Consider the following 16,943-nt stretch of genomic DNA (forward strand, 5'->3'; position numbering starts at 1 on the left):
ACATATCTCCTGTGGGTGGGGCCGGTTCTGTGTGTGGTTGCGTCTCGCCGGCGAGACGCAACACAGCACCATCTCGATCACCATGACTTTTCCGGCTGCGGCCGTGTTGGACGAAAAAACTACCTGGTAAAAGAGGCGCCATGTGGGACGTGATTGTCATAGGTGCCCGTTGTGCGGGTTCGCCGACGGCCATGCTATTCGCGCAGCAGGGTTATCGCGTCCTGCTCCTGGAGAAAGCGCGCTTCCCGCAGGACACGCTGTCCTCGCACTACATCCACATGCAGGGCGTGGCGCTCCTCAATCGCTGGGGGCTGCTCGACAGGATCCGCGACACGGGCTGCCAGCCGATCACCCACGAGAGCTACGAGGGGCCCGGTGTGCGCATCGAGGGCTTCTCCCTGCCCATCGACGGACTGCGGACCACGTACGCGCCGAGGCGGTACGTGCTCGACCCGGTCCTCGCCGACGGTGCCGTGGCGGCCGGCGTGGAGTTCCGGCAGTCGTGCGCGGTCAACGACCTGGTGTTCGAGGGTGACCGGGTCGTCGGGGTGCGCTACACGACCCCGGGCGGCGCCGAGGCGACGGACCGGGCACGCCTGGTCGTCGGCGCGGACGGCATGCGATCGCTGGTGGCCCGCAAGGCCGGCGCGCAGAACGTCGTCGAGCACCCGCGGATGACCTGCACCTACTACAGCTACTGGGCCGGGGTTCCGGCGCACTTCGAGCTGTACGAGCGGCCGGGGCGCTGGATCGGTGTCCTCCCCACCAACGACGACCTCACGCTGCTCATGGCCTACTTCCCGCAGGAGGACTTCTCCGAGGTCCGCAAGGCGGTGGAACCCGCCTACCTCGATGCCTTCCGCACGACGGCACCGGAGTTGTACGAGCGGATGTCCGCGGGCCGGCGCGTGGAGCAGCTGTACGGCACGGGGCACCAGGAGAACTTCTTCCGCAAGGCCTTCGGGCCGGGCTGGGTGCTGGTCGGCGACGCGGTGAACCACAAGGACTCCATCACCGCCCGGGGCATCACCGAGGCCTTCGTGCAGGCCCAGACGCTCACCGAGTACATCGGGGACGGGCTGCACGACGACGCCGCGCTCAAGGCGGCGCTGAGGCGCTACGAGAACGAGCTGAGCAACGAAGCCCTCAACCACTACCAGGGCGCGCTCAACGTGGCCGAGCTCAAGCCCGAGGGGCGGGTCGAGATGCTGCGGAAACTGGTCGGGCACCAGGAGCAGATCGACCGGTACTTCTCGACGCTGTCGGGGGCTTGCTCCATCGACGACTTCTACAACGACGACCTCCTGACCTTGCTCGACCAGAGCTGACTGACGACTTGCTCCTTGGTTCCGCCGATTTGGAGACACAATGATCCCGTTGTCGTTCGCGCAGCGTCGGCTGTGGTTCGTGGACCGGTTCGAAGGTCCCTCGCCGACCTACAACGGCGCCTTCGCCCTGCGGCTGACCGGTGAGCTGAGCGTGGGTGCGCTGGAGGCGGCGCTCCGCGATGTCATCGACCGGCACGAGGCCCTGCGCACGGTGATCGTCGAGGACGACGACGGCGTCCCGCACCAGCAGGTGCTGCCCTCCGCGCAGAGGCCGTTCGACCTGCCGGTCGTCGAGGTCGCGGAGGAGGACCGGGCGGCGGCGGTCGACGAGGTGGCCACCGCCACCTTCGATCTGGCCGCCGACGTGCCCATCCGCGCCAGGCTGGTGCGGTGCGGGCCGCGGGAGCACACCCTGGTGCTGGTCGCGCACCACATCGCCGTGGACGGGGAGTCCTTCGGGCCGCTGTTCCGCGACCTCACCACCGCCTACGCGGCCCGCAGCGGGGGCAGGGCCCCGGCATGGGAGCCGCTGCCGGTGCAGTACGCGGACTACACGCTGTGGCAGCGGGACGTGCTCGGTGACGAGTCCGATCCGCACAGCCTGGCGGCCCGGCAACTGCAGTACTGGCGGCAGGCGTTGGCCGATCTGCCGCAGCCGCTGGCCATACCCACCGATCGCCCGCGGCCGAAGGTGATGAGCCAGCGCGGCGACCTGGTCCGGTTCTCGGTCGACCCCGACCTGCTGCGGTCCGTGGAGAAGCTGGCCGCGCAGGCGGACACCACGGTGTCGATGGTCATGCATGCCGCGCTGGCGGTCCTCCTGCACCACCTGGGCTGCGGTGACGACGTGCCCATCGGCGCACCGATCGCGGGCCGCACCGACGAGGAACTCCGGGACCTCATCGGGTTCTTCGTCAACACCTGGGTGCTGCGCGTCGACCTCTCCGGGAACCCGACCTTCCTCCAACTGCTGCAGCGGGTACGGGAGAAGTCCCTGGCCGCGTACGACAACCAGGACATGCCCTTCGAGCGGCTGGTGGAGCTGCTGAACCCGGACCGGTCCACCGCCTACAACCCGTTCTTCCAGGTGATGCTCTCCTGGCAACCGCCCGTGCCGGACCTGGAACTCCCCGGCCTCGACGTCGGGGCCGAGCGGCTCGAGACCGGGACGTCCAAGTTCGACCTGTTCTTCGACATGATCCCGAACGGCTCGGGCGGGGCGGAATGCCGTCTGGAGTACGTCACCGACCTGTTCGACAGGGACACGGCCGAGGGCATCGCGAACCGGTTCGTGCGCGTGCTGGGCCGGCTCGTGGCCGACTCGGGGTGCGGGATCGCCGGCATCGACGTGCTCGACGCGGGCGAACGGGACCGGTTGCTCACCCGGTTCAACGACACGGCCGCAGCGGTGTCCGAGCTGACGATCCCGGAGCTGTTCGAAGGCCAGGTGGCCAGGACGCCGGAGGCGCCGGCGATCGTGTGCGCCGACCGGACGCTGACCTACCGGGAGCTCGACGACCGGGCGAACAGCGTCGCCTGGGAGCTGGTCCGGCGCGGCGCCGGGCCGGAGGACCTGGTGGTGCTGGCGCTGCCGCGCACGGAGGACCTGGTGGTCGGCCTGCTCGGGATCCTCAAGTCCGGCGCCGGATACCTGCCGATGGACCCGCAGTACCTGAGCGGGCGGGCGGAGAGCGTGCTGTCCGAGGCGGCTCCGCGTTTCGCGGTCACCGACACCGGGACGTGGCAGGACCTGCCGCCGAGCGACATCTCGGCCGTCCACCTCGACCACCGGGCGTCATGGGACTCGCCCGCCGGGGCGCCGGACGACGCGGCCCGGACCGCTCCGCTGGCTCCGGACAACCTGGCGTACGTCATGTACACCTCCGGTTCCACGGGCAAGCCGAAGGGCGCGGCGATCACCCACCGCAACGTCGTCAACGGCGTGCGGGAGCTGGTACGCGTGCTGGACGCGCCGCCCGGGTGGCGGATGCTGGCCGGCACCTCGGTCAATTTCGACGTCTCGGTCTTCGAACTGCTGACCACCCTGTCCACCGGCGGCACGGCCGAGGTGGTGCCGAACGCGCTGGTGCTCGGCGAGCGGGACGGCTGGGACGGCCAGGTGATCAGCGCGGTCCCCTCGGTGCTCGCGGAACTGGTGGGTCACCTGGAGCGGACGACCGACGTGCGCACGGTCGTGTTCGCGGGCGACGTGCTCCCGGCCCGGCTGGTGCGGCAGGTGCGCGAGGCCCTGCCCGGGGCGCAGATCGTGAACTCCTACGGGCAGAGCGAGAGCTTCTACGCCACCACGTTCTCCCTCGCGGCGTCCGAGGAGTGGGCGGAGAGCGACGTCGCGCCCATCGGCACCCCGCTCGGGAACATGCGCGCCTACGTCCTCGGTCCGGGCCTCGCCCCGGTGCCGCAGGGCGTGATCGGTGAACTGTACGTCGTCGGGACCTGCCTGGGCCGCGGCTACCACGGCCGGCCGGGCCTGACCGCCGAGCGCTACGTGGCGAACCCGTTCGGTCCCGCGGGCGAGCGGATGTACCGCACGGGCGACCTGGCCCGCTGGAACGGACGTGGCCGGCTGGAGTGCGTCGGCAGGGCCGACGGCCAGGTGAAGGTGCGCGGCTTCCGCATCGAGACCGCCGAGGTCGAAGCGGCCTGCGTGGCCCACCCCGGCATCAGTCAGGCGGTGGTGATCAGCCGGGAGGCGCCCTCGGGCGGGCGGCGGCTCGTCGCGTACGTGGTGCACACCGGCGAGGGGGCCGTCGGTGACGACGGCGCCGGCGGTATCGGCGACGTGGACGTGCAGGCCGGTGCTTCGGCCGCCGAGCTGCGCAAGTTCGTCGCGGCACGGCTGCCCGACTACATGGTGCCGTCGGCATTCGTCGTGCTCGGCCGGCTGCCGCTCGGGCCGACCGGCAAGCTGGACCGCTCGGCGCTGCCCGAGCCGGAGTTCCTGGGCGAGGCCTACCGGGAGCCGCGCACCGAGGCCGAGGAGATCATCACCGCGGCCTACGCCGACGTGCTCGGTGTGGACCGGGTCGGCATCGACGACGACTTCTTCGCGGTGGGCGGGGACAGCCTGCGGTCGATCCAGGTGGTCGCGCGGGCCCGGGCCCGCGGCCTGCACCTGACCACCCGGGAGATCTTCGAGTGCCGCACGGCGGCGCGGCTGGCCGAGGTCGCGGCCGACCGCCAGGACAGGGTTCCCGAGCTCGCGGAGGACGAGGGCGGCGGCGTCGGACCGATGCCGTTGCAGCCCGTGGCACGGCAGGTGTTCGAACACGGCGGCGGGACGAACCGGTTCGCCATGGCGATGGCGCTGGAGCTGCCCGCGGGCATCGACGCGAGCGGGCTCGCCGCGACACTGGACGCCGTGCTCGACCGGCACGACCTACTGCGCGCGCAGCTGGTGCGCGGCGAGAAGCTCTCCCTCGTCGTGCGTCCGGCGGGCACCGTGCGGGCGGCGGACCTGATCCGCCGCGTTCCCTGCGACGACCGGTGGGACGAGCCGTCCTCGCTCCAGGCGGCGAAGGCGGAGCTGGACGACGCGGTCGGGCGACTCGACCCGGAGGCCGGGACCATGGCGGACTTCGTCTGGTTCGCCGCCAAGTCGGGTGCGGGCAGGCTGCTCGTGGTGCTGCACCACCTGGTGGTGGACGGGGTGTCCTGGCGCATCCTCATGTCGGACTTGGCCGAGGCGTGGCAGCAGGTCCGCTCCGGCAGGCAGCCCGAGCTGCCCGCGGTCGGGACGTCGGCCCGCCGCTGGGCGTCGGCCCTGCAGACCGAGGCGCTCACCCGGCAAAGGGAGGCGGAACTGGCGTACTGGCGGGACGTGCTCACCGCGCCGAACCCCCCGCTGGGCACCCGGGCGTTCGACCCGGCCGTGGATGTGATGTCCACGGTCGACACCGTACGGGTGCAGCTGCCCGCCGACGTCACCGAGGCGGTGCTGACCGGGCTCCCCGCGGCGTTCAAGGGCACCGGGACCGATGTGCTGCTCGCCGCGCTCGCCCTGGCGGTGAACCGGTGGCGCGGCGCGGACCGCTCGACCCTGGTCCGGTTGGAGGGGCACGGCCGCGAGGAGGACGTGGTCCCCGGGGCCGACCTCTCCCGGACCGTCGGGTGGTTCACCAGCATGTACCCGGCCCGGGTCGACGTGAGCGGGGTGGACCTGGCCGACGTGCTGGCCGGCGGCTCCGCGGCCGGGAAGGCGGTCAAGCTGGTCAAGGAGCAGCTGCGCGGGGTCCCGGACAAGGGCGTCGGTTACGGACTGCTGCGCCACCTCAACCCGCAGACCGCCGCGCAGCTCGACGGCCTCCCGGTGCCCCAGATCGGCTTCAACTACCTCGGCCGGATCTCCGACTCGGACGTCCCCGAGCACCTGCGTGCGGGCGGGTGGGGACCGGCGTCCTGGTCCACCGAGCTGATCCCGGCGCCCGACCCGGACCTGCCCGCACTGTCGGCGCTGGAGGTCAACGCGGTCGCCACGGACACCGCCGACGGCACCCGGTTGCAGGCGGCCTTCATGTTCCCCACCGGGGTGCTGTCCCGCGAGCGGACCTGCGAACTCGCCGAGCTGTGGGTCGAGGTGCTGCACGGCATGGCCGCGCACGCCGCACGGCCGGGGATCGGCGGTCTGACACCCTCCGACGCCCCGCTGGTCCCGGTCCGGCAGGACGAGATCGAGGCCTGGGAGCAGCGCTACGGCCGGCTGTCCGAGGTGTGGCCGAGCCCACCGTCGCAGGCCGGGATCCTGTTCCAGGCGGCTCTCGCCGACGGCTCCTTCGACGTCTACCACATGCAGTTCGTGCTGCATCTGTCCGGGCACGTGGATCCGGCGCGGATGCGGGCCGCCGGGCAGGCACTGCTCGAGCGGCATCCGAACCTGCGCTCGGCTTTCGTCACCGGAGCGGGCGGCGATCCGGTGCAGGTCGTGGCGGAACACGTCGTCATGCCGTGGCGGCACATCGATCTGTCCGGGCACGGCGAAGCCGAGCAGGACGCGGCGCTCGAGAGCTTCCTCGCCGAGGACCGGGCCGACCAACTCGATCCCGCCCGGCCGCCGCTGTTCCGGCTGGCCCTGCTCACCTGCGGGCCGCAGCGGGCGAAGCTCGTCATCACGGCGCATCACGCCGTGTTCGACGGCTGGTCGTCGCCCATGGTGATCACCGATCTGGTCCGGCTGTACTCCGGGACCCGCGACCTTCCCCCGGTCCGCGGCTACGGCGACTATCTGGCCTGGCTGTTCACGCAGGACCGGGAGGCGTCGGCCGCCCGGTGGGCCGCCGAGCTCGCCGGATTCGAAGAGCCGACCCTCGTGGCCCCGAGGACCCCCCTCGAGGAGGCCGCGACCGCTCTCGGGCGGGTCGAGGTGCCGCTGTCGATCGACAAGGGACGTGAACTCGCCCGGCGTGCCGCGGAACTCGGGGTCACGCTGAACACGCTCCTGCAGGGCGCGTGGGCGATCCTGCTCGCGAAGCTGACCGGGCAGCAGGACGTGGTGTTCGGGGCCGCCGTCAACGGCCGTCCGGCGGACCTGCTCGGCTCGGACGAGATGGTCGGCCTGTTCATCAACACCCTGCCGATCAGGGTGGCCTGCCGGCCGGACCTGAGCCTGGGCGACGTCATCACCGAGCTGCAGCGGCGGCAGACCGCGCTGCTCGACCACCACTACTACGGGCTGGCCGACATCCAGCGCGACGTCGGGCTGCCCGCCCTGTTCGACACGATCGTGGTGTTCGAGAACTACCCGGTCGACCGCGAGGGCATGGTCGACGCGAACGCATCGGCGGGGTTCACGATCGACGGCATCCGTCCGTTCGCGGGCTCCCACTACCCGCTCACCCTCAACTCCGCCGACCCCTACCTGCGGCTCTCCCTCGACTACCAGAACAACCTCTACGACCGCGAAGCGGCCGAGTCGATCGCCGCCCGGCTGGTCCGGGTGCTGGAGCGGCTTCTCGCCGATCCGGACACGCGCCTCGCCGAGGTCGACGTGCTCGGTGAGGACGAGCGGAACTGGTTGCTGCACGAGGTGAACGACACGGTCGAGCCGACGCTGGAACCCGGTCTCGTGGAGGCCGTGCGCCGGCAGACCGAGGCGACCCCGCAGGCCCTTGCCGTCGTCGCCGAGGACGAGTCGTTGACGTACGGCGAGCTGGACGAGCGGAGCAACCGGCTGGCGCACTGGCTGATCGGCCGCGGTGTGCGGCCGGAGTCGCGGGTCGCCGTGTGTCTGCCCCGGTCCGCGGAGCTCGTGGTGGCGCTGCTGGCGGTGCTGAAGGCCGGTGCGAGCTACGTCCCGATCGACCCGGAACACCCGCGTTCCCGGATCGACCACATCCTCGAGGATTCCCGTCCGGCGCTCGTGCTCGACGCCGATGCGCCGGCCGGCGTGGATGGTCCGCAGTGTCCGGGATCGGCACCGGAGGTGGTCGCCCGGCCGGACAACACCGCGTACGTGATCTACACCTCCGGCTCGACGGGGACCCCGAAGGGGGTGGCGGTCACCTACGGCGCGCTGGCGAACTTCCTGGCCACGATGCGCCGGCGGTTCCCGCTGTCGCCGGCGGACCGGCTGCTCGCCGTGACCACGGTCGCGTTCGACATCGCGGGGCTGGAGCTGTACCTGCCGCTGCTCTCCGGGGCGGCGGTGGTGCTGGCCGGGAAGAAGACCGTCTCCCAGCCCTCGGCCGTGGTGGAGGCGATGCGCCGTCACCAGGTCACCGTCGTCCAGGCGACACCGGCGTTCTGGCAGATGCTGCTCATGGAGGAGCCGAACGGCGCCCGGGGCCTGCGGATCCTGGTCGGCGGGGAGGCCCTGCCCGCGCAACTGGCCGATGCCCTGGCCGAGCAGGCCGCCGAAGTGGCCAACATGTACGGACCGACCGAGACGACGATCTGGTCGACGACGGCGACGGTCGAGACCGGACCCGGCGTCCCGGCGATCGGGACGCCGATCGGGAACACCCAGGTGTACGTGCTCGACTCGCGGCTGCTTCCGGCCCCGCGCGGCGTGGAGGGCGAGCTCTACATCGCCGGCGACGGCCTGGCGCGCGGGTATCAGGGCCGGCCGGGGATGACCGCGGGACGGTTCGTGGCCTGCCCGTTCGGCGAGCCCGGCGCGCGGATGTACCGCACCGGCGATCTGGTGCGGTGGGGCCGGAACGGCCTGCTGGAGTACATCGGTCGAACCGACTTCCAGGTGAAGATCCGGGGTTTCCGGATCGAGCTCGGTGAGGTCGAGCATGTGCTGGCCGGGCATCCCGGCGTGGCGCAAGCGGTCGCCGTGGTGCGCGAGGAACGCGCCGGCGACCAGCGGCTGGTCGCGTACGTGAGGCCGGCCGGCAAGGCGGACCCGGCCGGGCTGGACGTCGAGGCCCTGGCGGACCTGCTCCGGGAGCGCCTGCCGGAGTACATGGTTCCGTCGGCGATCGTGCCGCTCGCCGCGTTCCCCACGACGCCGAGCGGGAAGCTCGACCGCGCCGCGCTCCCCGCCCCCGACCACGCCCGGGCGGCGACCGGACGAGGGCCGCGCACCCACACCGAGGAAGTCCTCTGCCGGCTGTTCGCCGATCTGCTGGGTGCGGAAGAGGTCGGCATCGACGACGACTTCTTCGCCAGCGGCGGCCACTCGCTCCTGGCCACCCGGCTCAGTGGCCGGATCCGCAACGAGTTCGACGTCGACATGAAGGTCACGACGGTGTTCCGCAATCCGACCGTTGCCCAGTTGGCGGTTCGGATCGAGGAACTGACGACGCCGGACGGCACCCAGCAGCGCAAGTCCAAGCCGAACCGCCCCCAGCTGCGCAAGATGACCGTGTAGGAGAAGCGTCGATGATTCCGCTGTCTTTCGCCCAACGTCGACTCTGGTTCCTCCACCGTCTGGAAGGCCCGTCCGCGACCTACAACATCCCGTTCGTCCTGCGCCTGGACGGGCCCCTGGACACCGCGGCCCTGACAGCGGCGGTGACGGACGTCGTCACCCGGCACGAGACCCTGCGCACCCTGATCGTCGAGAGCGCCGACGGCACGCCGGAACAGCGGATCCTGCCCCCGCGGGAGGCGGCTCTGCAGTTCCGGGTGGTCGACGTGACGGCCGACGCGGTGGACGCCGCGCTGCGCGAGGCCCTGCGCGAGGGCTTCGAGCTGGACAGGGAACTCCCCCTGCGGACCACTGTTCTCCGCGTCTCCCCGCAGGAGCACGTCCTCGCGTTCGTGTTCCACCACATCGCGGTGGACGGGGCGTCGATGGCGCCGTTCCTCCGGGGTCTGGTGTCGGCGTACGCGGCCCGCCACCGGGGCGGTGCACCGGACTGGACGCCGCTCCCGGTGCAGTACAAGGACTACACCCTGTGGCAGCGGCAGCTGCTGGGTGACGAAGCCGATCCGCAGAGCATCGCCGCGGAGCAGATCGAGTACTGGCGGCGGGAGCTCGACGGAGTGCCGCAGCCGGTGCAGCTGCCGCTGGACCGGCCCCGGCCGACGATGGCCGACCACCGTGGCGGTCATGTCTCGTTCGAACTGGAACCCGAGCTGCTCGCCGGGCTCGGCAAGCTGGCCGCGGACCACGGCGCCACGGCACCGATGGCGGCCCAGGCCGCGCTGGCGGTGCTCCTGTACAAGCTGGGCGGCGGGGTGGACGTGACGATCGGCAGCCCGATCGAGGGGCGAGCCGATGAGCAGCTCGACGACCTGATCGGGTTCTTCGTCAACACCTGGGTGCTGCGCGCCGACCTGGCGGGGAACCCGTCGTTCGGCGAACTGCTGGACCAGGTGCGGGACAGGGCCCTCGCCGCGTACGACAACCAGGACGTGCCCTTCGAGCGCCTGGTGGAGCTGCTCGGCCCGGACCGTACCACCTCCTACCAACCGCTGTTCCAGGTGATGCTGGCCTGGCAGTTCGTGTGGCCGCGGATCGAGATGCCGGGGCTGCGGGCCACCCCCGTCGCGGCGGACACCGGCACCGCGAAGTTCGACCTGTTCTTCAACATCGTCCCGGACGCGTCCGGAGGTGCCTACGGGCGGCTGGAGTACGCGACGGAACTGTTCGACCACACCACGGCCGTGAGCATGGCCGACCGCTATGTGCGCGTGCTGCGGCAGGTGGTCGCCGACCCCGGGGTGCGGCTCGGCGGCGTGGACGTGCTCAGCGAGGCCGAACGGGACCTGCTGGCACGGGTGAACGGGACGACGGTGCCGCTCCGGGCCTCCACGGTGCCGGAACTGGTCGCCGCCCAGGTGACGCGGACGCCGGACGCGGCAGCGGTGGTGTGCGGACCGACGACGCTGTCGTACCGGGAACTGGACGTCCGCGCCGGCCGGCTCGCCGCGGTGTTGCGGGACCACGGTGTGGGGCCGGACGTCCTGGTCGCCGTGGCCCTGCCCCGGTCCGCGGACCTGGTGGTCGCGCTGCTGGGCGTGCTCAAGGCCGGCGGCGCCTACCTGCCGATCGACCCCGACTACCCGGCCGCGCGCGTCGACCTCCTGCTCGGCACGGCCGATCCGGCCCTGGTGCTGACCGCTCGTGAGACGGCGCAGACGGTGGCGAGGTGCCGGCAGCCGGCGCTTCACCTCGACGATCTGGATCTGGACGGCCCCGCCCCCGCGGCCCCGGATGTCCGTACCGGCCCGGACAACCTGGCCTACGTGATGTTCACTTCGGGGTCGACCGGGACCCCCAAGGGCGTCGCCGTCACCCACGCCTGCGTGGTCAATGGCGTACGGGACCTGCGTCGTACGGCACATGTCGGGGCGGGGTCCCGGATGCTCGGCGCGACCTCCGTGAACTTCGACGTCTCCGTGTTCGAGATCTTCACGGCACTCACCGCCGGGGCGAGCGTCGAGATCGTCCGAGACGTGCTCGAACTCACCGAACGCGACGCGTGGTCGGGCACCACCATCAGTGCCGTGCCCGCGGTGTTCTCCGCGTTGCTCGACCAGATCGGCACCGACACCCCCGGCAGCCTCGAACTGGACGTGGAAACCGTCATCTTCGCCGGTGAGGCGCTCTCGGCCCATCTCGTCCGCAAGGTCCACGACGTCCTGCCGGACGTGCGTGTCATCAACGCCTACGGACAGACCGAAAGCTTCTACGCCACCACGTTCACCCTCCCGCGGCAGCCGGCCCGGACCGGTGCGATACCGGTCGGGGAGCCACTCGCCCACATGCGCGCCTACGTCCTGGGGCCGGACCTCGGCCCCGTCCCGCCCGGTGTGATCGGCGAACTGTACGTCGGCGGTCTGCTCGCCCGCGGCTATCACCGCAGCGCCGGAACGACCGCGCAGCGGTTCGTGGCCTGTCCCTTCGGAGCCGCGGGCTCGCGGATGTACCGCACCGGCGACCTGGCCCAGTGGGACGCGAACGGCCGGCTGACGTACGCGGGACGAGCCGACACCCAGGTGAAGGTCAACGGCATCCGTGTCGAGCCGACCGAGATCGAGGCGGTCCTCGCCCGGCACCCCGCGATCGGCCAGGCCGTGGTCACGGTGTGCGAGGACCACACCGGCAGCACGCGACTCGTCGGCTACGTGGCGCCGGTGGGCACCGGAGACGCCGACGCGGATCCGCCCGCCGGTGTCGCCGTGGCGGATCTGCGGCGGTTCGCGGCCGAGCGGCTACCCGACTACATGGTGCCCGCCCTGCTCGTGGTGCTGGACCGGCTCCCGCTGACCGCGAGCGGCAAGCTGGACCGGGCCGCGCTGCCCGAGCCGCAGTTCACCGGCGCCGAGTACCGGGCGCCGCGCAGCGCGGCGGAGCGGGTCCTGGCCGAGGTGTACGCGGACGTGCTCGACGCCCCCCGGGTGGGCATCGACGACGACTTCTTCACCAGCGGCGGGGACAGCATCCGTTCCATCCAGGTCGTCGCGCGCGCCAGGACGCGCGGCGTCGTGGTCAGCACACGGGAGATCTTCGAGCACCGCACGGTCGCCCGGCTCGCGGAACTGGTCGAAGGCCGGGAACAGGAGGACCGCGTGATCCTGGCCGAGCTGCCGGGTGGCGGCGTGGGCCGGGCTCCGCTGCCGCCGACGGCGGCGCACGTCCTCGCGCTGGGTGGGGGCATCGGCCGGTTCTGCATGTCCGCGATGCTGACGCTGCCCGAGGACATCGACCGTGCCGGGCTGGTCGCCACCTTGCAGGCCGTGCTGGACCGGCACGACGTGCTGCGCTCACGGCTCGACCGGGCGCAGCCGGGCCTGTGGATCGAGTCGGCCGGCTGTGCGGACGCCGGCGCACTGCTGCGGGAGGTGCCGTACGACGACGCCGATGTGAACGCCGAACTGGACGCGGCCGCGGGCCGGCTGGACCCGGACGCGGGCGTCATGGCGCAGTTCGTGCGGTTCACCTCCGACACGGGTGCGGACCGATTGCTGATCGTGGTGCACCACCTGGTCGTCGACGGGGTGTCGTGGCGGATCCTGGTGCCGGACCTGGTGTCCGCCTGGCAGCGGGTCCGGGAGGGCCGCACCCCGCAACCGGCGGCGCCGGGCACCTCGTTGCGCCGCTGGGCGCACGCTCTGGCCGAGGAGGCGGCCGCCCCGCAGCGGGTGGCGGAACTGCCCGTGTGGCAGCAGATCCTGCGCGAGGACGAACCCGTGCTCGGAGCACGGGAGCTGGACCGGTCCCGTGATGTCGCAGGCACCGTGGACACGGTGCGCGTCCAGGTGCCGGCGGACGTCACGGGGACCTTGCTGGACACGGTGCCGTCGATCTTCCGCGGCGGTGTCGACGACGGGCTGCTGGCCGCGCTGGCGCTGGCCCTGGCGGCCTGGCGCCGGGCGCGGGGTGTGTCCGGGGCGTCGACGCTGGTCCGGCTGGAAGGACACGGCCGGGAAGAGCAGGTCGTGCCCGGCGCGGACCTGTCCGGCACGGTCGGATGGTTCACCGCCATGTTCCCGGTGCGGGTGGACCTGGCCGGCATCGACGTGGCGGAAGCATTCGCCGGCGGTCCGGCCGCCGGCCGGGCGATCAAGGCCGTCAAGGAACAGGTGCGGGCGGTGCCGGACAACGGCATCGGCTACGGCATGCTGCGCCACCTCAACCCCGACACCGCCCCCGCGCTCGCCGGACAGCGGGAACCGCAGATCGGGTTCAACTACCTCGGCAGGTCCTCCGGGGCGGACATCCCCGAGGACCTGCGCGGCCTGGGCTGGGCACCGGACACCACGCACCGGGACCTGATCGCGGCGCCGGACGCGGACATGCCGGTGCTGTCGGCGCTCGAGATCAACGCGGTGGCCACCGCCACCCCGGGCGGTGACGAGCTGACCGCCTACTTCGGCTTCCCGGCCGGCGTGCTCTCCCGTGACGAGGTGAGCGAGCTGGCCGGTCTGTGGGTCCAGGCACTGACCGGCCTGGCCCGGCACGCCGCGACGCCCGAGGCCGGCGGGCTCACCCCGACCGACGCCCCTCTGGTCGACGTGAGCCAGGAGGAGATCGACAGCTGGGAGGCCCGGTTCGGCAAGCTGACCGAGGTCTGGCCGGTGACCCCGGCGCAGTCCGGGATGCTGTTCCACACCATGCTGGCCGGGGCGTCGTTCGACGCCTACCACATGCAGATGGTCTTCCACCTCTCCGGTGAGGTCGACCCGGACCGGATGCACCGGGCCGGGCAGGCGCTGCTGGCACGTCATGCCAACCTCCGGGCGGCGTTCGTCGACCGGGCGGACGGCGACGTGGTGCAGGTGGTGCCGCGGACGGTGACCCTGCCCTGGCGGCACCTCGATCTGAGCGCGGCCGGCGAGGCGGAGCGTACCGAGACGTTCGAGCGGTTCCTCACCCAGGACCGGGCCACCCACTTCGACCGGGGTACCCCACCGCTGATCCGGCTGGCCCTCGTCGTCCTCGGGCCCGGCCGGGCCGAACTGGTGATGACCGCCCACCACGTGCTGTTCGACGGCTGGTCCACGCCCTTGCTGATGCGGGACCTGCTGCTGCTCTACGCGTCCCACGGCGATCCGACGGGCCTGCCGAGCACGCGTGGGTACGGCGACTTCCTGTCCTGGCGCGCCCGGCAGGACCAGGAGGAGGCGGCCCGGGCGTGGGCGACCGAGCTGCAGGGGCTGGAGGAACCGACCCTTCTCGCCCCCGGCGCCGCGGGCACGGGCGACGAGGGCCTCGACCAGGTCGATGTCCCGCTGCCGCGCGAACTGGCGCGCGAGGTCGACCGGCGCGCCTCCGCGTTGGGCATCACCGTCAACACCCTGGTGCAGGGGGCGTGGGCGCTGCTGCTCGGCCGGCTCACCGGCCGCCAGGACGTGGTGTTCGGCGCCACCGTCTCCGGGCGCCCGGCCGCCGTGACGGACGTCGAGTCGATGGTCGGGATGTTCATCAACACCCTTCCCGTACGCGTCGAGTACGCGCCCGGCGACACCCTCGCCGGGCTCCTCACCCGGCTGCAGAGCCGGCAGGCCGGTCTGCTGGAGCACCACCACCACGGGCTCACGGAGATCCAGCAGGCCGTCGGCCTGCAGTCGCTCTTCGACACGCTCGTCGTCTTCGAGTCGTACCCGGTCGACGAGGAGGGCCTCAGCGCCGCCACCGAGGCCGCGGACCGGATCGCCGTCACCGGACTCCGCCTGTCCACGGGCACCAACTATCCGCTGGCCCTGATGGCGGTGGTCGAACCGAGTCTCCGGCTGACCCTCCAGTACGCGCGGGGTGTCTTCGGCCGGGACGCGGTGGAGGTGTACGCGGCGCGGCTCGTCCGCGTCCTGCGGCAGCTGGTGGACACCCCCGAGCTGCGGGCCGCGCACGTCGACATCCTGGAGCCCGCCGAACGCGACCGGCTGCTGACCGAGTTCAACGACACGGCCGTCCCGACGCCGGACGTCACGATCCACGGGCTGGTCGAGGCGCAGGCTGCGCGGACCCCGGACGAGGTCGCCGTGGAGGCCGAGGGCGTGTCGCTGACGTACCGCGAGGTGAACGCCCGGGCCGACCGCCTGGCACGGGAACTGGCCGGACGCGGAGCGGGCCCGGAGTCGGTGGTCGCGGTGTCGCTGCCGCGGTCGGCGGACCTGGTGGTCGCACTGCTGGCGGTCCTGAAGTCGGGCGGCGCCTATCTGCCGGTCGACCCCAGGTACCCCAGCCACCGCCTGGCGGCCATCTTCGGGGAGGCGCGGCCGTGCCTGGTCCTGACGGACTCCACGACGGTCCCGGTGCTGCCGGACCACGACGCCCCGGACGTCCTCCTCGACTCGCTCGACCTGTCCGGGGACGTCGCCGGACTCGAACGGCCGGTGCACTCCCAGCAGTTGGCATACGTCATGTACACCTCCGGCTCCACGGGCAAGCCCAAGGGCGTCGCCATCACCCACGCGAACGTGGTCAACGGCGTGCTGCGGCTCGCGTCGCGCCTGGGCATGGAGCCGGGCGAGCGGCTCCTCGCGGGCGCGTCGGTCAACTTCGACGTCTCGGCGTTCGAGATCTTCACGACGCTCGCCACCGGCGGCGTCGTCGAACTGGTCCGGGACGTGCTGGTCCTGGGCGAGCGCAAGGGCTGGAGCGGCGGTGTCATCTCCACCGTGCCGTCCGCCTTCGCCGAACTCGTCGACCAGATCTCCGGCCGCACCAGCGTGGAGACGGTCGTCTTCGCCGGCGAGGCTCTGCCCTCCTCGCTCGTCGAGAAGGTGCGGGACGCCTTTGCGGGGGTACGGGTCGTCAACGCCTACGGGCAGAGCGAGTCGTTCTACGCCACCACCTTCACCGTCTGCGGTGATGCGCGGGAGCGTTCCGGCAACGCGCCCGTCGGCACCCCGCTCGGCAACATGCGGGCCTACGTCCTCGGTCCCGGCCTGGACCCGGTGCCGCCGGGCGCGGTCGGCGAGCTGTACGTCGGCGGGAACGTGGGCCGCGGTTACCACGGCCGCGCCGATCTGACCGTCGAGCGGTTCGTCGCCGACCCGTTCGGGCCGTCCGGCTCGCGCATGTACCGCACCGGTGACCTGGCCCGCTGGAACGACGAGGGTCAACTGGAGTACGTGGGCCGCGGGGACGCGCAGGTCAAGGTGCGCGGCTTCCGCGTCGAGCCCGGCGAGGTCGAGGCCGCGCTCACCGCGCACCCCGAGGTCGCCCAGGCCGTCGTCATGGCCCGGGGGACCGGCATCGGCAAGCAGCTCATCGCGTACGTGGTGCCGGCGGGTGAGAGGGGGTCCGGTGATGCCGGCTCCGGTGCGACCGGCTCCGAGGAGATCCGCCGGTTCGTCGCCGAGCGGCTGCCCGAGTTCATGGTGCCGTCCGCCCTCGTGCTCCTGGACCGGCTGCCGCTGATGCCCAACGGCAAGCTGGACCGGGCCGCGCTGCCCGAGCCGCAGTACACCGGCGCCGCCTACCGGGCGCCCCGCACCACCCGCGAGGAGACCCTGGCCAAGCTGTTCGCCGAGGTGCTCGGCGTCGACCGGGTCGGCATCGACGACGGCTTCTTCGAGCTCGGCGGCCACTCCCTGCTCGCCACCCGGCTCATCAGCCGCGCCCGCGCCGAGATGGGGATCGAGATACCCATCCGCAAGATCTTCGACCTGCCGACGGTGGCCGCGCTCGCCGCCTGGTCGGAGGAATCGGCTGCTCCCCGTCGCCCCAGTCTGCGCCAGATGATCGTAAAGGAGTGA

Annotated in this window: 3 protein-coding genes; all 3 read left to right on the top strand. The window is 72.1% G+C overall.

The genetic code is table 11. The features are described from left to right. Nucleotides 1–140: 140 nt before the first annotated feature. From ABZ919_RS03490 to ABZ919_RS03500, 3 genes are read left to right on the top strand one after another with little or no spacing between them, the layout of a single operon-like run. On the top strand, nucleotides 141–1,328 hold the full coding sequence (locus ABZ919_RS03490) for an NAD(P)/FAD-dependent oxidoreductase (protein ID WP_361242158.1): 1,188 nt from the start codon (nucleotides 141–143) through the stop codon (nucleotides 1,326–1,328). 40 nt (nucleotides 1,329–1,368) lie between these two features. Next, nucleotides 1,369–9,159: an amino acid adenylation domain-containing protein gene (locus ABZ919_RS03495; RefSeq protein ID WP_361242160.1), complete on the top strand. Its 7,791-nt coding sequence runs from the start codon at nucleotides 1,369–1,371 to the stop codon at nucleotides 9,157–9,159. An 11-nt stretch (nucleotides 9,160–9,170) separates the two neighbouring features. Further along, complete coding sequence (locus ABZ919_RS03500; protein ID WP_361242163.1) at nucleotides 9,171–16,943, top strand: amino acid adenylation domain-containing protein; 7,773 nt, start codon at nucleotides 9,171–9,173, stop codon at nucleotides 16,941–16,943.

It is taken from the genome of Streptomyces sp. NPDC046759 (genome assembly GCF_040645475.1).
Classification (GTDB): Bacteria; Actinomycetota; Actinomycetes; order Streptomycetales; family Streptomycetaceae; genus Streptomyces.